The organism is Staphylococcus carnosus, from assembly GCF_900458435.1.
Lineage (GTDB): Bacteria > Bacillota > Bacilli > Staphylococcales > Staphylococcaceae > Staphylococcus > Staphylococcus carnosus.
This window is the reverse complement of the sequence record NZ_UHCT01000001.1, coordinates 14,383-37,213: the sequence shown is the minus strand read 5'-3', so window position 1 is coordinate 37,213 and position 22,831 is coordinate 14,383. Positions and strand designations below refer to the sequence as shown.

The window sequence follows — 22,831 nt, the reverse complement described above, 5'->3', positions numbered from 1 at the left end:
ATTAATATTTATGATTGAAGGAGAGGGTATTGAAATGGAATTTAACGAAAACAATATCGACTTAGAAACGATTATCAAAGATGAAGTCAATAAATATTTGACTAGAGATGTTGGTGACTTACCTGCAACACAACAGGCACCTCTCGAATTAAGAGAGAAATATGAAAAAATGGAAGTCCCAAATAAAGGTCGAGACATCTATGAGGTGCTTAAAGATTTAAATAATGAAGTATTGAATTATTTATACCGTCCGAATCATCCTCGTTCATTCTCATTTATACCAGGACCTGCATCCCGTTTATCATGGCTAGGTGATATTTTAACTACTGCTAATAATATCCATGCCTCAAATTTTGCCAATGCTACTTTACCTATCAATATAGAACGTAATTTAATTAATTATCTAGCAGGCAAAATCGGATATAAAATTAAACCTGCTGGCGGTGTATTTGTATCTGGCGGTTCTATGGCAAATTTAACTGCGGTTGTAGCAGCTAGAGATTCGCAAGTAGAAATGGAAGATATTAAGAAAGCAACAGTATATTTAACTTCTCAAACCCATCATTCTGTTGGAAAAGCATTACATGTTGCAGGCTTTCTTAAAAAGAATATCCGCAGAATAGATTATAATGACGATTTCACAATGAATACAGACAGTTTAAAAACAGCAATTGAAAAGGATATTGAAGAAGGTTATAAACCTGCTATTGTTATTGCGACTGCAGGTACTACAAATACAGGTTCAGTAGATGACTTTACAGCAATTGGAGATATTTGTGATGCATACAATCTCTGGTTGCATGTAGATGGTGCTTATGGACTTTCACATATCTTATCAGATGATGCGCAACACTTATTCAAAGACATTAATCGTTCAGATAGCGCAAGTTGGGATGCTCATAAATTACTTTTCCAAACTTATAGTTGCGCGATGGTAATCGTAAAAGAAAAAAATCATCTACTTCAAAGTTTCGGGGAAGATGCTGAATACTTAGATGACATCTCCTCTGATGATGATGTAATTGATCCTGAAATGTTAGGTATTGAACTCACTCGTCCAGCACGTGCATTAAAATTATGGATTACACTTCAAGTGATTGGTGAAGATGAAATTATCGAACGTATTAAGTATGGGGAACGCTTAGCTGAATATGCCGAAGAATATGTAAAAAGTCTTGATAACTGGCGTATCATTTCCCATTCGAATCTTTCAATCGTTAACTTCAGATATGATAATAGCGATTTAACTGAAGCACAAAACAATCACCTTAATAGTATGGCTGCTCAAAAAATTGCTGATTCCGGCTATGCGATTGCCTATACGACAGTATTAAATAATCAACGTGTCATTCGTTTATGTACGACGAACCCATTAACTACACATGATGATATCAGAGAGACAATTAATCGACTTTATCAGTATATTAATGGTTATGAAATGAAAGATGCTTAACTAAATCGCACTCCCTTATAATAGATATTCGAAATGAATGCTATAAGGGAGTGTTTATTTATATCCTCATCACTATCAAATTGAATCTTTGATAAAGTTATAAAACAAGTCTATTATGATTAATATATTTCTCACACTCTCTAATTTACTTATTTTTATAAATCAAACAAATCAATTGGAAGAAGGTACTAATATGAAGCAAAATTCAGCATTATTAATAATGGATATGCAAAATGGGATAGCGAAAACATTCCCTGGTTTAGATGAAATCGTAGCTTCTTCAAATGAAGCAATTGAGACTGCTAGAAAAGCAGGTATCCCCGTTATTTTTGTAAGGGTTGCTTTTTCTAAAAACTTCAGTGAAGTTTCTCCAAATAATAAAGTGTTTACTAAAATCAAAAATAGTGGTCAAACGATGACAACAGAAGACGATTCTACTCAAATTATTAGCACATTAAATATTAAACCGGATGATCTTATTATCACTAAACAAAGATTCAGCGCATTTACTGGAAGCAACTTAGATGTCTTGCTCAGTGGTCTAGAAGTAGATCACTTAATATTATCCGGAGTCGCAACAAGTGGTGTTGTATTATCAACAGCTGTAGAGGCTTTTGACAAAGATTTTAAATTAACATTTTTAGAAGATGCTTCAGCTGATAGAGATATAAAAGTACATGACTTTTTAATAAATAATATTTTCCCAAAATATGGGGATGTTTTAACTACCAAAGCATGGACTGAAAAAATAAATAACTAGGAGAATAATTATGACTAATGTTTCAAGCAGTGATGGATTTAATAAAAAACTTTATACACCCATGATTTTAGGTTCTATCTTGAATCCTATTAATTCATCGATGCTTGCAGTTGCTTTAGTCCCGATTGCACATGCTTTTGGAGTACCTTTTTATCAAACTGCATGGCTTGTTTCTTCTTTGTATCTTGCAACTAGTGTAGGACAGCCTGTAGTTGGAAAGCTCGTTGATATTTTTGGTCCTCGAAGCTTGTTTTTATTTGCTACAAGTTTAGTTGGACTCGCTAGCTTACTTGCTATTTTCACGCCTTCTTTTTATGGTTTAGTATTAGCACGCTTTTTAATCGGAATTGGAACTTGTGCAGGTTATCCTTCTGCGATGTACTTAATCAGTTATGAAGGTAAACGAACAGGTAAAGAAAATCCAAGTGCTATCTTAACTTTGTTAGCTATAAGTAACCAGACGATATCAGTAGTAGGACCTACTCTAGGTGGGTTACTTATTGGTGTGGGAGATTGGAAAGCCATTTTCATTGTTAACTTCCCATTATCCATATTGGCCTTTGTCTTTGGCTATTTATATTTTCCAAAAATAGAAAATGAAAATAAATTACAAGCAGTGAAAGCTCAAGTCGATTTTATAGGTATTCTATTATTTACATTGATTTTATCCTCTTTCATGATCTTTTTCATGGAACCTCATGCTAGTATTTCTTATTTATTAATCATTGGATTCATAGCTCTAATCTCTTTCATCATCTTTGAATTTAAATCCACAAAACCATTTATAGATTTAAGAGTATTGATGCATAATACTGCACTTAACAACACTTACATTCGAACATTTCTCTCAATGCTTATATCTTATGGTGTACTTTATGGATATGTGCAATGGTTAGAGGAAGTGAAAGGACTTTCTCCATCTCATGCAGGATTATTGATGCTGCCGCAATTCCTAGTCGGGATTGTCGTCTCAGAAATTACAGGAACACGGTTATCCATCAAACTTAAATTATATATAGGTACCTTTGGTGCTTTGGTAACCATGATAGGCTTTCAATTACTTTCAAGCTCTACACCGATAAGTGTTTTAATTTGTTTATCAGCTATATTCGGCCTTCCGCAAGGACTCTTGAATTTAGCCAATCAAAACGCTTTATATTATCAAGCGCCAAAATCTATTATTGGTACTTCAGCAGGTTTGCAACGTACTGCTGGTTATATCGGTGCAATTGTATCTTCTACACTCATTGGTACTTTATTCAAAGGAGATAATTTAACGATTGCTATCCATCATTTAGGTTTTACATCAATGGTGATTGCAATAATTGTTTTAATTTTAACTTTTATGAGTCGTAATAAGTTAGAAGCTAGATAAGATGAAGGCTTCGTAAATAAAAAACTCATCAACTTATTAACTTTAATAAATTGATGAGTTTCAATAGTTATTAATTGTTTCATAGTATAGTGAATTCCAAAAAAGATGGGCTTTTTGGGGGTTCACTATATTTTTATTTTTTCACTTATAAGAAATACAGTAAGTTTGAAATTATAAATAAAATATCATTACTGCTGTGCTGATTGATTTCCTAAGTGCAACTTAACATCCTTAGGAGATTTTGCTGGCGTAATTCGTCTGCCTTTTCCTAAAATCATTTGGATAATAGAAGAAACGAGCATCGTAATATTAAAAATAATCATTAAGAAAAATACTTTATGATCCGCATTGATGGCTATATCTTGCATTTTCTTCATATAGATTAAAGGATTAGTAATCTCATCACCATACAAGGATTGCGTTCCTTTTTGGATATTATTTTTCATCATATATGCAATGATAGGAACTAACATAGCTGCACTATAATTACGCAATGTATGCATTGTTTGCGAGCGCTGAGAGGCTTTTAATAAATCACCATCTAATAGCGTTGCCATAGCTCCGCTTACTAAAGTCATACTTGCGCCAAAACCTAACAAGAAACCTTGGAAATAAAGAAGCGGAATATTGACTGTATTTTCTAAGATAATCCAATGCACACTCACATATAACAATGCTGTTGATCCTAGAACACCTAAGAATCCAGCACCAACTGCGCTATAGAAGAACATTTTCAAAAGTCCTGTAATAATAACTCCAATGAAAAAACAGCTATAAAATCTTAGTGAGATTGAAAAAGGTAGTTTCAAAATACGTAAAATATAAACATTAATACCAGCAATTCCTGCTAATAAAGTGAGGTGCGAAGAAATTGCCATTACTGCACCGACAAGGGGTTTCTTGGTCAATAATGATTTAAAGTGTACTACTGGATGTTCAGCTGCTTTATTAGAAAGAACAAAGTTGACAATCAATAGTAATGATAAAAGCAATAACGGCCACACCCATAGTGAACTCCAACCTTTTTGTGTTAAGACTGACATAGGAAGAAGTAATACTAAGGTACCTAAGATAAGTGTCGTAATCATTATTTTACTAATATGAATGTCAGAAGTTTGGTGGTGTTCTTCTTTTGTTAATAAAAAATAACCGATGATTAAACATAACACTGCTGAAATAATGTTAATAATAAACACCCATTGCCATTTATCTAATTCTAGTGACAAGCTGCCGGATAAACCACCTAAAGCGTTAGCCCCAAATAAACCGACAATGACCATAAACAAGAAAACATTGCGATATCTTCTTGGAAAATTGATGAATAATTTAGGTAATAGTGTAAAGAATAACACTCCAGTACTAAAACCTTGTATAGCTTTAGCGATGGATAAAACAACTAAATCGAAAGAAAACAAACCTATAATAGATCCAATCAAAAATAAAAAAACGAAAAATAAATAATTACGTTTAAAGCCGAATTTGTGAGTAAGTGTATGGCCAAGAGGAACACCGAGAGCAAATGCAAAATTGCCTATAACTGATGGAATAATAAGATATTGAGAGCCGATACCAAATGAAGTTTGAAGTATACCTTGATTTAAACTATATGCTAAATTTGAAAAATATTGGGAACCAATGCCAAACACAGTAATGAAGGCAAGTACCATAATTTCTAGTACACGCCCTTTTTTTGTTAACCAAAAATCCATAATAAAGACTCCCCACTAATTTTAAATACTCAAATAAATTGTATAACTTAAATATTCTACTCCTATTTTTGGCATTGGTAAATAATAAAAATGGAATCTTACTCTTTTGAGATAGTTAAAGCGAAATAGCGTATCACTTATTATAAGTTTATCTCTATCAATTATTTTTCTAAAAAAGGTGAATCTTTCTAACTCAGTACTCTCTCTTAAATGAGTACTTTTAAATTTATCGAAATTTTTACACTTAATCATCTCAGTAGTTCAGTAGTATGGAGATTGTTCAAAAAATTACAGATTTTGATTACGCGATTACATATACAACAGTATTAAATAATTAACTTGTTATCCGTTTATGTACGATGAAGACATTAACAACACACGATAATATCAGAGAAACGATTAATTGTCTTGACCAGTGTATTAACGTTTATGAAATTGAAATATGCTTAATTAAAAATGCTTACTTTAAAAATCCACTTCTAATCCTCTGTGTATCATCGCATGACAATTTGGACAAACTGGTCTTAAATCTTTAATTGGATCTATTTTATATTGTTCGTCTATTTTTGATAGAGGAACAATATGGTGTACATGAATGAAATTCTTTCCAATTTCGCCATACTCTTTTTCAAAATTCAAATCACATACCTTACAATTATATCCATAATAATTCACGCAGATTTGACGTGCTTTAGGGTTTCTTTCATATTTGTTTACAATTACTTGTTTTTTTATTCCTTCATACAATTCTTCATCTTTTATAATTTCCGGATAAAGTACATAATGGATTTCTGATTCTAGAAGATAAGATTTAAGTTTTTCTGATAACCGTTGCGGACCTTGAGGAGCACCATTTAAACCATTTTTCAGTAAATTTTTCAAATGCATTTTTTCAGTTTCAAATTTTTCTAATAATTTTAATCTAATAAATCGTCCTTCTAATGATTCTTCATATTTATCTCTATCTTTCCAAAATTGAGAGTCATCTACTATATTATTCAATGTTTTATCCACTTCTACAACTTGCGTCTTATATCTAATATTTTGAAAAGGAGAAGTAGCATATATATAAACGATATCATTCACTTTATATGAATAGTTACCTTGCTTCCAATCAATAAATCCCCATTTTTGAAATGCTGCTTCATGATTATATTTATTATGATTTGCAGAAATTAACCAATATTTAGTCATTTACATTCACCTCATAAACTTCCTTTAATTTTATCTGAATTATAGAATTATTATATTACTTAATTTATTCATATTTACAGATATGATTTTACAATTATCATTAATACAGAAAAACGACAGATTAATCGCGTTGCAGAGCGATTAAATGAATTAAAAGAAATGTATAATGATATTTATTTCGCATGGATGAAAATATGCATCGTAAATCTGTCAAAAATAATAACCTGAAACTACATCGATCTATCATTTTCTATGAAGAAGTAAATTCAGCAACTTTCTAGCCAAATTTCATTTTATATTTATAAATTGTGGATTATTTCATTCAAATTTTCATTAAATCTAAATGGAGAAACATTAAAGAAGAACAGCGAAATTTATATTTGAAGATACAATTGACGATATAAATATTAAAATCATAATTCTAGTCTCTATACAATGAATAACTGTGGAACAACTAAACAACTCAGTGAAATTGCATTAGTAAGAGACTTAAAAAGTTTTAATATTAATAACTAATCAATCAATAAGAACAATTAATTTCTCTTAATGGCTGATTATTATAAAATAGTGTCGTCATTTGTGATATGCTTCTCCACGCATTATCTTAAATGCTCTATATACCTGTTCCAGCAATATCACACGCATCATTTGATGTGGAAAAGTCATCTTGCTGAATGAGAGAGCATAGTTGCTTCTGTCTAAGACATCTTGATGTAAGCCATTTGATCCTCCAATAACGAAAGTAAAATCACTTTGTCCCTGCACCATACGTTGCTGCAAGTTTTTTGCCAATCCTTCAGAAGTTAACATATTGCCTTGTATCTCTAATGTAATAACTGTGGATTGAGGTTTAATTTTTGCTAACAGGCGTTGTCCTTCTTTTTCTTTAACTTGCTCTACTTCTTTATCACTCATATTTTCTGGTGCTTTTTCATCAGGTACCTCAATAATTTCAATCTTAGTATATGCACCTAAACGTTTTTGATATTCTGCTATCGCTTGTTTCCAGTATTTTTCTTTTAACTTACCAACAGCTAAAATTGTAATTTTCATTTGAATCCTCCAAATATTCAGAAGTTATTCTAGTTATCCACAAGTTATTCACTTATTCACACACTTCTGTCTTAATAAATCAGTTATGTATATAAATTCAGTGTACTTTTCCTGAATTTTATCCTCAATTGTGTGATTAACCTGTAGATATGTGGATAACTCTGTTGATAATGTGGGTATTTCTTTGTGGATTGTGCACAAATGTGAGTAACTTATCCTCTTTTTGTGCATAACTTTAAGGTGAGTCTTACATAGTTATTCACAGTTAGGCGCTTTCTTTACACAAAATTGTGCATAACTCCCCTCCTTATCCGCTTCCCCGCTCCCCCAAATTATAACACGTCCCATCGCTCATCTTTCACCCACTCCCTCAATTTTCCCACAAAAAAAGACTCCCGGATGTCATATCCAGAAGTCACTTCATAAACTTATATCATCTAAATCGTATAAATCGGTGTTGGTTCAGCCTTATCCGTATCACACAACAACACTTCTTTATCCGTATCAATATCATGTTGATTCAAGACCTGTCCCACACTCATACGTGCCAAGTCTTTCATATTGTTGTCACGAGACAAGTGAGAAAGATAAATACGTTTCGTACTGCCCGTAATGACATCACACATCGCCATCGCCGCATCTTCATTTGACACATGTCCCATATCGCCTAAGATACGTTGTTTTGTTTTCCATGGATAACGGCACATACGCAACATATCCACATCATGATTACTTTCGAACATAAATGCATCACTGCCGCGAATCATACCTTTCATACGATCTGATACATAACCTGTATCTGTAATCATCGTAAATTTCTTATAATCATTATGGAAGATATAGAATTGCGGATCAATCGCATCATGTGAGACATTAAACGATTCAATATCAAATCCACCAAGTGAATGTGTTTCATAAGGATTAAAGATAAACTTTTGATCCATCGGAATCTTACTATCTTTCTTTTCAATCGCTTTCCATGTCTTTTCATTCGCATAAATAGGCAACTTATATTTACGGGCTAATACGCCAAGTCCTTTAATGTGATCCACATGTTCATGCGTCACAAGAATACCATTTAAATCTTCAATATTTCTATCAATCTTGCCAAAGAGCTCTTCCATCTTCTTGCCAGTTAAACCGACATCAACGAGCAGGCTTCCTTTATCACTTTCAACATAAGTGGCATTGCCTGTACTGCCACTCGCAAGTACGCTCATACGTATCAAGCGATTCACCCTTTCTAGTTTTCAAATTAGCATTTCTATATTTCGATTTTATATATCGTTCATTAATAAATGAGGTCATTAGTACTATTATCGCAAAGATACAGCATTTTGTTAAAAATACGGCTTATTCTATCAACTTATCTATCGGTCATATTGCCGCTTGAGTGACCGTACACTGCCGTATGACTTAAATACGAAATTTCACCCTACAATTATACACCTTTTCGTCCTTACTTCCCACCTTGTAGTTAAAGAAAATCTTTAAATCAAGCTACACAAAAAGCGCACCCTTGAAAGGATGCGCTTAGAAATAGAATCAACTCCTGTTATCTCACAATAATTTTAGGATTTTTTGAAGTTGCTTCTACATAATAGGTTTTATCACCTTTTTGATCTGCATGATTAACCTTAATTTCCCAGTTAGCTTGGAAAACTTGTACATTGGTTTCTTTGACGACTGAATAATAACCTAAGCGTACACTTGTAACTGCATCATTACGTTTCAAATAACGGTTGTAATATAAAGCTTCTATTGCTTTACGTGCACTCACTACTTGTTTCTCTTGGTTATTTTCACCCTTAGAAGGACCGATTTCTGCAATCGCTCTTTGGCGATAACTACTAGTCTCTTCGTTATTATTAATCTTAAACTTTAATCTCGCTTTTTCATTATTCATGATAGGCAAACCATGATAAGTCTGTTCGAATACCGCTTCATGATCACTCGTGTTATAGAGTTGATAATATTCACCTTTATAGACGTTATTTTTCATATAGCCTTTTAGCGATGTCACTTGATCTGAAGACGCACTGATTGGCGGATTAATGGTACCTACAGCAAGATTACCATCATCTTCTGATTTAACGTCTGATTTCGATTTTGCATAATCTTTGAAGTCCTTAGAACGTCCTGTAATCAATTGTGTTTTAATCCCGCGTACATCCGGCAATTCTTTAGGAATCGTAATTTCTTCTTGTTTAAAATCGACTTCATTGGTATCTTCTACGTCATTAATATGCGATTTATTGATCTTATTCACATACATAATGGCTAAGCTTATATTAATGATAATGAAAACGAAGATAAAGAGTGTCTTAGCATATTTCCAGTTCATTCTTGCAAGCCTCCATTCTCGTAGACATACCATTTGCCGTTATATTGGATGTACCATTCAGGAACATATTCACTTGTACGCTGTACTTCGATGTCGTCATCATCTTTTTCCTGCATTTTATAACCAACTGTCATGTTCGTTACTTTTTTAAAGTCCAGATTAGGATTGTTAGCTAATTCAGAACGTATCGCTTCAGCACCCGGCAAGTTTTTCTTCTCTTCACCGCTATCAATCGTAATATTCGTTTTCAATAAAGAACGTGCGTAACTGAAAATACCTTTTTCGCCCCAAGCCACTTGAATCGTACTCAGTTCATCTTTATTAAAGACCGGCATACCATTCAAGAACATTTGATAAGTCAGCTCTCCAGATTTCGGGTCTGTTTCGAACAGTCGGAAATCATCTGTAAAACCGCCATGACTATTAATAAAGTCAAATGTACTTGGAATCGTTTCAATCATATCTCTCGATTTAGATTCATCTTCAGATAAGTTCGTATAGCGATAAAACTCGCGTTTTGTATTATACGTTGCGACACCTGTATTGTTATTGTACGTCGTATTACCGCTCTTAGAACTGCGCACAACAACCGAATCATTAAACAGAATCGAATTCATTGTTTCTACACTGATATGATTAAAAATCGTACGATATGTTTTCAAATGTTTCGGTTTCTCTGGCGCAAAAATATGAGATGCCGAATCTATGGTATCTTTACCTGTAATAATTTCAGAGAATGGTGTGAGCTCTGGTTGAATCGATTTCACAGTTTTTTTCACTTTGCTGCTTGGAATAGACGTATTCAAACGCATCACATGATGACGATCATTACCGATAGCATATATTACAGCTGTCTTTTCTTGATCTGCATCAATTACGAGTCGGCTGAATTTAAATTTACTCGGAATCTTAGCATCCATGTTCATGACTTGTCCTAAATAGGTTGTCAGTGGCATGTCATACGTAAAATCCAATGCGACAAAGTTATCACTGAGTTCAGGAATAAATAAATTGTGGTCATGATAAATTTCAGATGAATCTGTTACTCTTTGGTTCTTCAAAACTTTCGCAACATCATGATTCAATTTACGTGTTTCTAATGCACCATCTGTTTTATCGCCATGATTATAAACAATCTGATACGGAGAAATGGCATTATCCATTTTTTCCGAATTCGGCTTGCCGATGGTTTTATCATTTGCTTTTTTATTGTCTTGGCTTTCTATATTCGATAAATCTGGTGAAAAGTTCCACATTAAATAGGTTAAGACAATACTCATTAAAACCAATAGTGTCAAGATAACGGACTTTGCTGCTTCCTTATGCCTCATCCCAATCACCATCTTCTATGACTTCACACGGTAAAGTGATGAAGATTGAAGTACCTTGGCCTTCGACACTATTTGCCCAAATACGGCCATTATGTGCTTCGACAATTTCTTTTGAAATCGCCAAACCAAGGCCTGTTCCGCCCATCTTACGTGCACGTGCTTTATCTACACGGAAGAAACGATCAAATATCTTATCGACTTTAGTAATCGGAATACCGATACCGTTATCTTTAATACGAATCGTCATGCGGTTATATAACGGATTAGGTTTCACATGAAACTCTACGCGTTTATCGCCGCGTGAATATTTCGTTGCATTGGTAATAACGTTATCGAATACTTGTGTCATCTTATCTGGATCAATTTCTGTAAAGATGGTTTCTTCTGGAATGTCACGGACGAATGTAACATCTTTCGCTGCCATTTCATGACGGTTGATAATTTTATTGATGAACATATTGAAGTCCACGATTTCTTTTGTAACTTGATTTGAAGCATTTTCTTCATTTGCATTATCCATTTTAGATAATTGCAGCAAGTCGTTAACAAGACGAATCATACGAACCGTTTCTTCTCTTGTAACAGATAAGAATTGCGGTGCGATTTCTTCATCTTTCCAAGCACCTTCTTCTAACGCTTCAAGATAACTGTTCATCGATGTTAATGGTGTACGTAATTCGTGTGATACGTTTGCTACGAATTCACGACGATCGCGTTCGTTTTGTTGTTGTTCCGTTACATCATGCAGCACTGCAATGTAACCTGTCACAAAGCCAGTATCTTGTACAATCGTACTGAAGCTGACACGCGCAATAATACCTTCTTCTTCATTAATATCGAGTAAGAAACTATTATTGTTTTCTTGCATTTCATCTAAAGCAAACTCATCTTCAAGATCTAAAACACTAAGCATGTTGTAGCCCATGACATCTTCTTTAGCCATACCCAGCATTTTCAGTGCCATATCATTCACGATACGGATACGGCCGCGGCGATCGGTCGCTATGACACCATCGCTCATGTGGGTGATAACGGAATCAAGTCGTCGCTTCTCACTCTCTGTATTGGCTTGTGCTTCTTGTACACGCTTAGATAAGTTATTAAACGCTAAAGCCAGTTCGCCAATTTCATCGTTACCATAAATCTTCACGCGCTGCGTATAATTCCCTTTAGACATTTCCACAGTTTGGTTTCTCATGTCTGTAATCGGTTTGGTAATGGTACGGGCAATGAAGAAACCTAATAATCCTGTGATAAATAAAGAAATTGCTGTGCCGACGATAAAGATTTGGTTAAAGTTGTTTAATTGGTCATAGACATTATCAATATCTGATTCGATATAAATGTCGCCAATAACGCCTTTAGATGATTTTACAGGCAGATTGTATACCCAAACACGCTGTTTACCTTTTCCGTAGTCTTTCAGCATTGTATGGTCATTAGGCTGACCGAGTGATAATGCTTTTTGTACAGAAGTGTCATTCGCTTTTTGGTTTACAATACTTTGACTGGACTGTTTGGAAGTCGCAATGATAATTTGATTGCGATCGATATAGTTAATTTGTTCTATCTCTTGACGGTTGGCATACTCGTTTAATAAATTTTGTATCTCTTTTTGTCCATTGTCTGAATTATCTTCTTCTTTTACCTTCTCGATATTAATCTCGATTTGTTTCGCATATTGCGAAATATTATTTTTAAATGTCTGTGTCAATTCTCGTTCTAAGTTATTGGTAAAATATAAACCGATAATCTGCATACCGATAATAATCAACAAGACATAAACAATTACGAGCTTAGTATGAAGGGATTGAAATTGTCTGAGCCATTTCATAAATCATGGCCTCAGTCGTGCTGTTGAAGGAAGTATCCAACGCCGCGACGCGTCACAATGTATTCTGGGTGTGACGGATCATCTTCAATTTTCTCTCTTAAACGTCTGATTGTTACATCGACTGTACGTACGTCGCCGAAGTAATCATAACCCCAAACAGTTTGTAATAAGTGTTCACGTGTCATTACTTGTCCCATATGATTTGCTAAATAATGGAATAATTCAAATTCACGGTGTGTTAGTTCGATATCTTTACCGCGTTTCTTAATAGAATAAGCGTCTGGGTAAATTACGATATCTTTAATTGTAATTTCATTCGGTGCATTATCTGCTTCTTGTGCCGGTTGTGTGTAACGACGACGCAAGTTAGCTTTTACACGTGCAATCAATTCACGTGTACTGAATGGTTTTGTGACATAGTCATCTGCACCTAATTCAAGTCCTAAGACTTTATCAATTTCAGAGTCTTTTGCTGTTAACATAATGATTGGCATTTCATATTTCTTACGGACTTCACGACAAACTTCCATGCCGTCACGTCCTGGAAGCATAATATCTAAAAGTACGATATCTGGTTCTTCTTCGTAAATTAAGTCGATTGCATCATTACCATCGTAAGCACAAAAGACCTCGTAACCTTCTTTTTTCAAATTAAATTCTAGAATATCAGCAATAGGTTTTTCATCGTCTACTACAACTACTTTTCTCGCCATAATCCTAAACCTCATTTCTAATCTTAAATAATCGTACATGAATCTATTATAATTTTGACATAAGTATCTACTCTATAATTTACCATTTTTAACGTACCAATTCTATTTTCCGAACAAATTTAAATGGATTGTTGACAACTGAACAAGAATTCTATAGAGGATGTAGTGAAATCGAAGGGTTAAAACGTGGTTGTAACTTACAAATGGATTATGTCATTGCTTTAAAGTAAGACTCATGCATACGGGTCTATTATAGCATTTCATCGCTATTTCTCATTGCAAGTTGTTTATAAGGTCTTTTCAAGCATTTATTTAAATGTAAGTTTGTTATACTTATATTAAGTATTTAAAAAAGGACAAATAAAAAATGCCCACCCTATTGGATGAGCATTATACGGTCTCGACGGGAATCGAACCCGCGATCTCCTGCGTGACAGGCAGGCGTGTTAACCGCTACACTACGAGACCTGAAATGGTGACTCCTACGGGACTCGAACCCGTGTTACCGCCGTGAAAGGGCGGTGTCTTAACCGCTTGACCAAGGAGCCATTTCTTAAGCACAAGATTGATTATATCAACCTGTTTAAAAAAACACAAGCTATTTTTAAAAATTTTTTGTATAATTTTTAAATAACCCAATTTAGGAGGAATTTCATGGCACATACTACTATTTCTGGGGGTCATAACAAGAAAGAGAAAAAATTATCACTCACACAAATTGTTATACGTATTTTATTTTTAACAATAGGCGCAATGCTTACTGCAGCGGGTCTAGAACTCTTTTTAGTACCGAATAAATTGCTTGATGGCGGTATTGTCGGTGTCTCGATTATTTTATCCCACTTAACGGGATGGTCTCTCGGCGTATTTATTTTCTTACTTAATTTACCGTTCTTCTTTTTAGGATATAAACAAATAGGTAAAACATTCGCGATTTCTACTTTATATGCCATTACAGTTTTATCAGTCGGTACAACTCTTTTGCATCCTGTTCCTGCAGTTGTTAAGGAACCGCTTCTCATTACTATCTTCGGCGGTGCGATTGTCGGTATCGGTGTAGGTCTCGTAATACGTGCAGGAGGCACGATGGATGGTACTGAAATCATGTCTATCCTCTTGAACAATAAAGTTCCTTTTTCCGTAGGTGAAATTGTGATGATCTTCAACTTCTTCATCTTTGCGGTTGCAGGCTTTATCTTCACATGGGAAAGTGCGATGTATAGTTTTGTAGCTTATTTTATCGCCTTCAAGATGATTGATTTGATACTCGTAGGTCTCGATGAGTCGAAAGCGGTTTGGATTATCAGTGATGATTATAAAGAAATCGGAGAAGCTATCAACGACCGTTTAGGGCGTGGTGTGACGTATTTAAATGCTGAAGGCGCTTATACAGGTGAACCGCGTAAAGTCGTGTTCTGTGTCATTACACGTGTCGAAGAAGCCAAATTAAAAGAGGTAGTAATGAAGATTGATCCGAATGCCTTCTTATCCTTTGGTAACGTATCTGAAGTACGCGGCGGTCATCATCGTAAGAAAGATATTCACTAAAACCATTTATTCTAAAATGACTTCTTTCAATACAATAATACTTATATATAACAATAGAGGTGCTTATCACAGCGATAAGCACCTCTATTTAATGTATCTGAGATTAAGACCATAAAGGTTTTAACATATTTGTTTGTGTACGGTCTGGACCTACTGAGAAGATTGAAATACCTACACCAGAAAGCTCAGAAATACGTTCTAAGTAATGGCGTGCATTTTCTGGCAGTGCTTCTAAAGATTGAACACTTGTAATATCTTCAGTCCATCCAGGTAATTCTTCATAAATTGGTTTGCAACGTTTCAAGTCGTTTAAGTTCGCTGGATATTCAGTGATTTCTTCTCCATCCAACTCATAAGCGACACAGATTTTTACTGTATCTAAACCAGTTAAAACATCGATAGAGTTGATTGATAAATCTGTAATACCGCTCACACGACGTGCATGACGTAATACAACTGAGTCGAACCAGCCGACACGACGTGGACGTCCAGTAGTTGTACCATATTCACGACCAACTTCACGGATATGATGGCCATCTTCATCAAATAATTCAGTAGGGAATGGACCGTCACCTACACGTGAAGTATATGCTTTACATACACCGATAACTTTAGAAACTGCAGTCGGACCTACACCGCCGCCGACAGTTACATTACCAGCAATCGGGTTGCTTGATGTTACGAATGGATATGTACCGTGGTCGATATCAAGCATTACACCTTGTGCACCTTCAAATAGTACACGTTCGTCAGCTGCTAAAGCATCATCTAAAATTTTAGGTGTGTCTGTCACATAGTCTTTCAAACGTTGACCTGCTGCGTAATATTCTTCAAAAATATCTTCAAAAGCAGGTGCTTCTTCATTAAACATACCTTTAAAGTATGCTGATTTATATTCAAGGTTTGATTTTAATAATTTTTCAAAAGTTTCTTTGTCTAATAAATCCGCCATACGGATTCCGATTCTTTGTGCTTTATCAACGTATGCTGGGCCGATACCTTTCTTAGTTGTACCGATTTTGTTGTCGCCGCGAAGACGTTCTTCATACTCATCTTGTAATAAGTGGTAAGGCAAAATAACTTGAGCACGGTTTGAAATGCGCAAATTATTTGTTGGAATACCGCGTTCATTTAAAGCATCCAACTCTTTCAATAAAGCAACAGGATCTACAACTACACCGTTACCAATCACTGAAAGTTTATCTTGATAAAAAATGCCTGATGGTACTAAGTGCAATTTGTAAGTTTCGCCGCCGAATTTGATAGTATGGCCAGCGTTATTACCGCCTGAAAAACGTGTAATCACGTCTGCTTGTTCTGCTAAAAAGTCTGTAATTTTACCTTTACCTTCGTCTCCCCATTGTGTCCCAACAACTACGATTGATGACATAAGAGCACCTCCAAGTTATTCTCAATTAACCATTAAGTATTCTATCAATTGTAAGCGTGTAATGCAAATAGAAAGCGAACATTATTTTTTACAGTTTTAAGACAAATTTTGATATCACGAAAATACTTCCAAAAGCCTATAATCCTTTTATCATTGGTGTTTCAAATCTATTCCCCCAAAAAATACCACACATACTTATTGACAATTTTCATCTTATAAATAGACTAAAAACCGTACAATAAACACTTAACTACCATAATTGTACGTAAAAATATTTTTTTATTGTCTTGAAAATTTCTCTTTAAATATAAAAAAGAGGCTGAAACTTTAATTTCAACCTCAATTAATTATTGGCACTTTGAGTAGATATTTTCATCTCTACATCATATCTGCATGTGCATAATCGATATCTGTAAATTTATTATATTGTTTCATGAAGTGCAGTTTCACAGTTCCTGTCGGGCCGTTACGCTGCTTAGCTATAATGACTTCGATTTCACCATTATCGTCATTTGTGACAGGTTCCATACCGGCGTCATCATCATCTTCGTCACCTTCACGATTATAATAGTCATCACGATATAAGAAAGCTACAATATCAGCATCTTGCTCAATTGATCCAGATTCACGGATATCACTCATCATCGGACGTTTATCTTGTCTTTGTTCAACGCCACGAGATAACTGACTTAATGCGATAACAGGACATTCTAGTTCACGTGCGATGGCTTTGAGTGTTCTAGATATCTCAGATACTTCTTGTTGACGGTTGTCTGACATACGAGAACCGCTTCCCATAATCAACTGCAAGTAGTCGATTACAATCATATCTAAACCGTGTTCTTGTTTTAAACGACGGCATTTCGAACGTAAATCTGTAATACGGATACCTGGTGTATCATCAATAAAGATTTTTGTTCTTGATAACTTACCGACAGCAACCGTAAAACGATTCCAGTCTTCTTCAGTCATTGTACCTGTACGTAAACGGTTAGAGTCTACGTTGCCTGAACTACAAATCATACGTGTGGCAAGTTGGTCAGCACCCATCTCTAAAGAGAAGATACCAACAGTATAGTTGCCTTCGTTAGTCGCAACTTTTTGTGCGATATTTAAAGCGAAGGCAGTCTTACCTACTGACGGACGGGCTGCTAAAATGATTAAATCATTTCGGTTGAAACCCGCTGTCATTTGGTCTAAATCTCGATATCCAGTTGGAATACCCGGTGTTTGACCACTATTTTGATCAAGTTCTTCAGCATTCTCATAAACCTGGCCTAAGACATCTCTGATATCTTTGAATCCTTCAGATTCTCTTTGGGAAGATAACTCTAAAATTTTTCTTTCTGCATCACTTAAAATATCATCTAATTCAAGCTCTGTATCATAACCGTCTTTTGCGATTTGATCAGCAACACGAATCAAATTACGTTTTGCCGCAAGCTTAAAGACGATTTCTCGATAATATTCAATATTGCGGGTCGTCGGTACTTTGTTGGCTAATTCAGCCAAGTACTGCGGTCCGCCCGCTTCACTTAATGTTCCTTCTGATGTCAGCTGATCCATCAAGGTAACGACATCAATATCACTATTTTCCTCAGAGAGGTGCATCATCGCACGGAAAATGTGTTGGTGTGCGCCTCTATAAAAGGACTCAGGAAGTAAGACTCCCTGAGTTTCCCCGATGAGCTGCGGATCAATAATAATGGCACCTAAGACAGATTGTTCAGCCTCATTGTTATGCGGCATTTGATTTTGTTCGTACATTCCATCCATTATGATTACACCTCTGATTTATTCCATTTCAAACTTATTGTTCTACAGTATGGACACGAATTGTACCATCAACTTCTTTATCTAATTTAACCGGTACATTTGTATAACCTAACGCATGAATACCGTTCGGCAAGTCCATTTTGCGTTTATCAATTTTGATATCGTGTTGTTTTTGTAATGCTTGTGCGATTTGTTTAGTGCTGACAGAACCGAAAAGTTTGCCGCCTTCGCCTGATTTAGCTGTTACTTCAACTTCGATATCTTCTAATTTTTTCTTCAATGCTTTTGCGTCTTCAATTTCTTGTTCTCTTTCTTGTTCAGCATGTTTGTTTTGTTGTTGTAATTGTTTTAAATTACCTGGTGTTGCTTCAACTGCAACATTTTTCTTGAATAAGAAGTTATTTGCATAACCTACTGGTACGTCTTTAACTTCGCCTTTTTTGCCTTTACCTTTAACATCTTGTGTAAAAATTACTTTCATGCTTCTTCACTCCTACTCATTTGTTCATCTATCGCTTGTTGTAATTGTTTAACTGCTTCTTCTACTGATACACCTTTAATTTGAGTTGCAGCATTTGTTAAATGACCGCCGCCGCCTAGTGCTTCCATTGTCAATTGAACGTTAATGGAACCGAGTGAGCGGGCTGAAATACCAACTAAGTCATCTTCTCTTCGTGCTACAACATAAGAAGCTTCTACACCATCTAAACTTAACAATTCATCTGCCGCTTGTGCAACTGTTACAGGATGGTAGATTTTATCATTTGAACCATGTGCAATGGCAATCCCATGATCTTGTAATTTCACTGTACGGATTAATTCTGAACGATTGATATACGTATCGATATCATCCTTCAAGAAATGTTGTGTCAGAATCGTATCTGCACCGTGTGCACGCAAGTAACTTGCCGCATCGAATGTTCTTGAACCAGTACGTAATGTAAAGTTTCTTGTATCTACAATAATACCCGCATACATAATTGTTGATTCAAGTCTTGTTAAACGTTGCTCTGTCGGTTGATATTCAAGCAACTCTGTTACCAATTCTGCTGTTGAGCTGGCATAAGGTTCCATGTATACCAAGAGCGGGTGAGAGATAAAGCTTTCACCACGACGATGGTGGTCAATTACCACTTTGCGGTTAGCTTTATTTAATATATTTTCATCTAATACCATCTCTGGTTTATGTGTATCTACAATCACTAATGTTGTTTTGGATGTCATCATATCCCATGCTTCATCCGATGTTAAGAAACGATCTTTCAATTCAGGTTTCTTATCGATTTCATCCATTACACGACGTAATGTCGGATCGATATCTTCATCATTTAAGACAATATAAGCATCTAAGTTATTCATCATCGCAAAACGTGAAACCCCGATTGCTGCACCGATTGCATCCAAGTCAGGACGTTTGTGACCCATGATGATTACTTTGTCGCCTTCCATCAAGATATCTTTTAAAGCGTGAGAGATAACACGGGCACGTACACGCGTTCTTTTTTCCATCGGGTCAGTCTTACCGCCATAGAAGCGAACGTTACCATTGATATGCTTGATTGCAACTTGGTCGCCTCCGCGTCCTAACGCAAGATCAAGACCAGATTGTGATAATTCACCTAAATCAATCAAGTTTTCTGATCCTTCACCTACACCGATACTCAGTGTTAATTGAGCACGATACCCAACACTTTTTTCACGTAAATGTTTTAAGATATCAAAATTTGAATCTTCTAGTTGAGATAAAATACGTTGATTCAAGTAAGCTACGAATTGATCTGAACTATAACGTTTAAAGAAGATATCATACTCAGAGGCCCAGCGGCTAATTACACGCGTTACCATAGAGTTGATTTCAGAACGTTGTGTATCATTCATGTTTTGTGTAATTTCATCGTAGTTATCTAAGAACAGTGTCGCAATTATCGGTTTAGAATCCTCATATAATTCAGTCGTGTGCACTTCTTCAGTAATATCGAAGAAATAAAGTACACGTTCTTCTTCTGAATAACGTACGCGATAATGATAACTGCCATCTGTAATTTCAATTTCTTGTGTTTTTTCTAATTGTTTCAGAATGTTGGGATACACTTCATTTATCGGATCTGAGATAACATTACGGTCTAATCGATCAGACATGAAATGGTTCATCCATTCTACATCCTCATTTTCATCTAGGATAATAACACCGATCGGCAAGCTTTTAATCGCGATGCTGTTGCCTGCTGATATCTGTCCGCTTAAATCATCTACATAATTATCCAAACGTAAGAATCCATTGCGCAGTGCAAATGCACTGATAAAAATCATTACGAGTAAAACTGCTGATGCGATACCTGCAATAAGCTGGTTAAAAACAAACCATACTACAACAATTGCAATCGCAGTTAACACCATTAATAAAAAGGGAATCATCAGTGCTTTCTTAGTGGATTGACGATTCATTCTGTCACCTCAAATCATTTTTTGATAAATCGTTTTAAGTTGAAACATAAATCAACGACACCTAACAGTCCTACTACAGGTAAAACAGGTGTCAATAATAAGCCTAATACCATTAATAAAATACCAATACCTGACGGCAGACGTTTTACTTTCGCAAAGAACGCAATCACGCTTAAACCTTGAATAAACATTACAAATGAGAGAATCACTTGCATATTCAATACAATACTTTGGAAAGTTCCAGGTTGTGATGCGAACATCACACATAATAGAACGACAAAGTAAATATATGCTAATACACGATTGAATTGCCATACAAACAATGGTCTGAACACAGGTGTTGCTATCTTGAATTTACATAAAATCGGAAATGTTACAATCAAATTAATCAAAATCAAGAAGAAAATTACGATGATGATATAACTTGGTAATTGAACAGCCATTTGGCGGAAGCCCTCTTCTAAAACACCGCGTGAAGCTGAATCCAATCCGCTCATTGCCATCATATCGTACAATTGTTCTTTAGACGGTTTAACGAGTACTTGGGTATTCGGAATACGCTTGAATACTTGCAGCATCATAAACGCGCCTAACGTTAAAATACTCATATATGTAGTTGCAATATAAAGTATGCGTTCTTTAGAAGTACGTTCTTTTAATAACTGACCTACAATTAAACTTAATAATAAGACAAAAATGATGTAGCTCAGAAGCCCCTCACTTCCAAAAAATACTACTAAAACAACTGTAATGAGCGCGCCTATGCCGAATGACATGCGGGACTTATGCCAAAGAATAATTCCAGGTACTGTCGCAACAAAGAACAGTAACAGTCCAGCAAGCGGCAGGAAATAGGTGACTGCAGCAACAACAATGAGTGTTAATGTTGCTAGAAACGTCGCCTTGAAGTCTATTTTTGCAAACAAATTCGCCACTCCTATACTTTAGTAACTATAAGAATTATTTTAACATAGTTGGCAAGAATCACCTACTTGATTTACCTTAAGAGAAACAAGTAGCTGCAAGTGTTGATTAACCTATTGATACCCTACAACTAACATCATCAAGCATAATTCTTCTACCCATGTTTTCAGAAGAATAATTGAGGTACAATTTTATTAAAGAAGCTATTCGAAATATGTAAAGGTGAGGGGGGATTTCATATGTCAATCGGACCTATTATTTTATACGTGATTGTATTTTTATTGTTATTCATCGCATGGGCTATATTGTTAAAAGAACTTACTAAACCTAAACATTTACGTAATCAATATCAGACACTTGTCGCTAATATTATGGTGCTTGTCGCTATGATTATTTTATTAATCGGCAGCTTAATACAACACTTTATTAAATAATTATGTTTTATTAATTATTTGTTAAAATCCTAAAACATCTATCGTAATCTGTTAGAAACCACGTTATAATTGAGATGTTAAAAATTAAGAAAAGTTTTAAATTTAAAAAGGAGCACCAGTCGAAATGCAGAAAGTCCTTTTTGGTGGAAGTAGTTTAGCATTATTTTTTGCCAGTGTTTTATGTTTTGTTTTACACGCATTAATTAGAATGACAATTACAGGACTCATTTTCTTTAATGCTGGAGATTTCCTTATCCCTTTAGGTTATGGTTTCTTCACTCTAAGCGTAATTAGTTTTGTTGCATTCTTATTCTCGAATGCGTTTGATTCAACGACATTGCGTTGAGTATACATAACAGAAGGTCAGACTTCCGTTTGTCTGAACTTAGACTTCCAGAACACTAAAGAACGTTGATTTCATGCTATTTTAAGCATATACTGATATACCGATTATCTGGATAAGGTAATCGGTTTTTTGTGCATTCTCGGGAAATAATATTTTGGGAAATAAAAAAGATGAGTGCTGTATTGGTAAGTACAGCACTCAA

The 22,831-nt window shown here is 35.1% G+C and carries 19 protein-coding genes and 2 tRNA genes; 6 read left to right on the top strand and 15 right to left on the bottom strand.

Going from position 1 to position 22,831, the window contains the following annotated elements; translation table 11 throughout:
- Nucleotides 1-34: 34 nt before the first annotated feature.
- The 3 genes from DYE31_RS00155 (at nucleotide 35) to DYE31_RS00145 (ending at nucleotide 3,588) form a co-directional block, all read left to right on the top strand.
- A complete protein-coding gene (locus tag DYE31_RS00155) occupies nucleotides 35-1,453 on the top strand; it encodes a pyridoxal phosphate-dependent decarboxylase family protein (protein ID WP_015901684.1) in 1,419 nt (472 codons plus the stop codon).
- 193 nt (nucleotides 1,454-1,646) lie between these two features.
- A complete protein-coding gene (locus tag DYE31_RS00150; protein ID WP_015901685.1) occupies nucleotides 1,647-2,213 on the top strand; it encodes a cysteine hydrolase family protein in 567 nt (188 codons plus the stop codon).
- A gap of 10 nt (nucleotides 2,214-2,223) precedes the next feature.
- Nucleotides 2,224-3,588 (top strand): MFS transporter, encoded by a 1,365-nt coding sequence (locus DYE31_RS00145; protein ID WP_015901686.1) that lies wholly within the window; start codon nucleotides 2,224-2,226, stop codon nucleotides 3,586-3,588.
- Nucleotides 3,589-3,776: 188 nt separating this feature from the next.
- Here DYE31_RS00145 and DYE31_RS00140 read toward each other — a convergent pair whose 3' ends face one another.
- From DYE31_RS00140 to DYE31_RS00095, 10 genes are all read right to left on the bottom strand, one after another.
- Nucleotides 3,777-5,297, bottom strand: coding sequence for an MFS transporter (locus tag DYE31_RS00140; RefSeq protein ID WP_015901687.1), 1,521 nt, complete (start codon nucleotides 5,295-5,297; stop codon nucleotides 3,777-3,779).
- 465 nt (nucleotides 5,298-5,762) lie between these two features.
- Nucleotides 5,763-6,491, bottom strand: a complete 729-nt coding sequence (locus tag DYE31_RS00135; protein WP_015901688.1) for an HNH endonuclease — start codon at nucleotides 6,489-6,491, stop codon at nucleotides 5,763-5,765.
- Between the two features lie 573 nt (nucleotides 6,492-7,064).
- Nucleotides 7,065-7,544, bottom strand: coding sequence for a 23S rRNA (pseudouridine(1915)-N(3))-methyltransferase RlmH (rlmH, locus tag DYE31_RS00130; RefSeq protein ID WP_015901689.1), 480 nt, complete (start codon nucleotides 7,542-7,544; stop codon nucleotides 7,065-7,067).
- Between the two features lie 437 nt (nucleotides 7,545-7,981).
- Complete coding sequence (locus DYE31_RS00125; protein WP_103163113.1) at nucleotides 7,982-8,782, bottom strand: MBL fold metallo-hydrolase; 801 nt, start codon at nucleotides 8,780-8,782, stop codon at nucleotides 7,982-7,984.
- A 317-nt stretch (nucleotides 8,783-9,099) separates the two neighbouring features.
- On the bottom strand, nucleotides 9,100-9,888 hold the full coding sequence (locus DYE31_RS00120) for a two-component system regulatory protein YycI (protein WP_015901691.1): 789 nt from the start codon (nucleotides 9,886-9,888) through the stop codon (nucleotides 9,100-9,102).
- Nucleotides 9,885-11,219, bottom strand: a complete 1,335-nt coding sequence (locus DYE31_RS00115) for a YycH family regulatory protein (protein WP_015901692.1) — start codon at nucleotides 11,217-11,219, stop codon at nucleotides 9,885-9,887. Before DYE31_RS00115 ends, DYE31_RS00120 begins: the two co-directional genes overlap by 4 nt.
- On the bottom strand, nucleotides 11,209-13,053 hold the full coding sequence (gene walK, locus DYE31_RS00110; RefSeq protein WP_015901693.1) for a cell wall metabolism sensor histidine kinase WalK: 1,845 nt from the start codon (nucleotides 13,051-13,053) through the stop codon (nucleotides 11,209-11,211). The genes DYE31_RS00115 and walK overlap by 11 nt, the downstream gene beginning before the upstream one ends.
- 11 nt (nucleotides 13,054-13,064) lie before the next feature.
- Complete coding sequence (gene yycF, locus DYE31_RS00105; RefSeq protein WP_015901694.1) at nucleotides 13,065-13,766, bottom strand: response regulator YycF; 702 nt, start codon at nucleotides 13,764-13,766, stop codon at nucleotides 13,065-13,067.
- Nucleotides 13,767-14,161: 395 nt separating this feature from the next.
- A tRNA-Asp gene (locus DYE31_RS00100) sits at nucleotides 14,162-14,234 on the bottom strand.
- Nucleotides 14,235-14,239: 5 nt separating this feature from the next.
- Nucleotides 14,240-14,314, bottom strand: a tRNA-Glu gene (locus DYE31_RS00095).
- Nucleotides 14,315-14,420: 106 nt separating this feature from the next.
- Between DYE31_RS00095 and DYE31_RS00090 the strand changes: the two genes are divergently transcribed.
- The gene (locus DYE31_RS00090) at nucleotides 14,421-15,314 is read left to right on the top strand and encodes a YitT family protein (protein ID WP_015901696.1); all 894 of its coding nucleotides are present in this window, start codon (nucleotides 14,421-14,423) and stop codon (nucleotides 15,312-15,314) included.
- A 103-nt stretch (nucleotides 15,315-15,417) separates the two neighbouring features.
- Here DYE31_RS00090 and DYE31_RS00085 read toward each other — a convergent pair whose 3' ends face one another.
- The 5 genes from DYE31_RS00085 to DYE31_RS00065 form a co-directional block, all read right to left on the bottom strand.
- Nucleotides 15,418-16,704 (bottom strand): adenylosuccinate synthase, encoded by a 1,287-nt coding sequence (locus DYE31_RS00085; protein WP_015901697.1) that lies wholly within the window; start codon nucleotides 16,702-16,704, stop codon nucleotides 15,418-15,420.
- A 378-nt stretch (nucleotides 16,705-17,082) separates the two neighbouring features.
- Nucleotides 17,083-18,480, bottom strand: a complete 1,398-nt coding sequence (gene dnaB, locus DYE31_RS00080) for a replicative DNA helicase (protein ID WP_015901698.1) — start codon at nucleotides 18,478-18,480, stop codon at nucleotides 17,083-17,085.
- A gap of 34 nt (nucleotides 18,481-18,514) precedes the next feature.
- On the bottom strand, nucleotides 18,515-18,961 hold the full coding sequence (rplI, locus tag DYE31_RS00075; protein WP_115314343.1) for a 50S ribosomal protein L9: 447 nt from the start codon (nucleotides 18,959-18,961) through the stop codon (nucleotides 18,515-18,517).
- Complete coding sequence (locus DYE31_RS00070) at nucleotides 18,958-20,925, bottom strand: DHH family phosphoesterase (RefSeq protein ID WP_015901700.1); 1,968 nt, start codon at nucleotides 20,923-20,925, stop codon at nucleotides 18,958-18,960. The genes rplI and DYE31_RS00070 overlap by 4 nt, the downstream gene beginning before the upstream one ends.
- A gap of 14 nt (nucleotides 20,926-20,939) precedes the next feature.
- Complete coding sequence (locus DYE31_RS00065) at nucleotides 20,940-21,866, bottom strand: DUF2232 domain-containing protein (protein WP_174221500.1); 927 nt, start codon at nucleotides 21,864-21,866, stop codon at nucleotides 20,940-20,942.
- Nucleotides 21,867-22,088: 222 nt separating this feature from the next.
- On the opposite strand from DYE31_RS00065, the gene DYE31_RS00060 reads away from it, so the two are divergent.
- Both DYE31_RS00060 and DYE31_RS00055 read left to right on the top strand, forming a co-directional pair.
- Entirely contained in the window at nucleotides 22,089-22,283 is a 195-nt protein-coding gene (locus DYE31_RS00060) for a hypothetical protein (RefSeq protein WP_053464891.1), read from the top strand.
- A gap of 124 nt (nucleotides 22,284-22,407) precedes the next feature.
- Complete coding sequence (locus tag DYE31_RS00055) at nucleotides 22,408-22,629, top strand: hypothetical protein (RefSeq protein WP_041613057.1); 222 nt, start codon at nucleotides 22,408-22,410, stop codon at nucleotides 22,627-22,629.
- The last annotated feature ends 202 nt before the right edge of the window (nucleotides 22,630-22,831 follow it).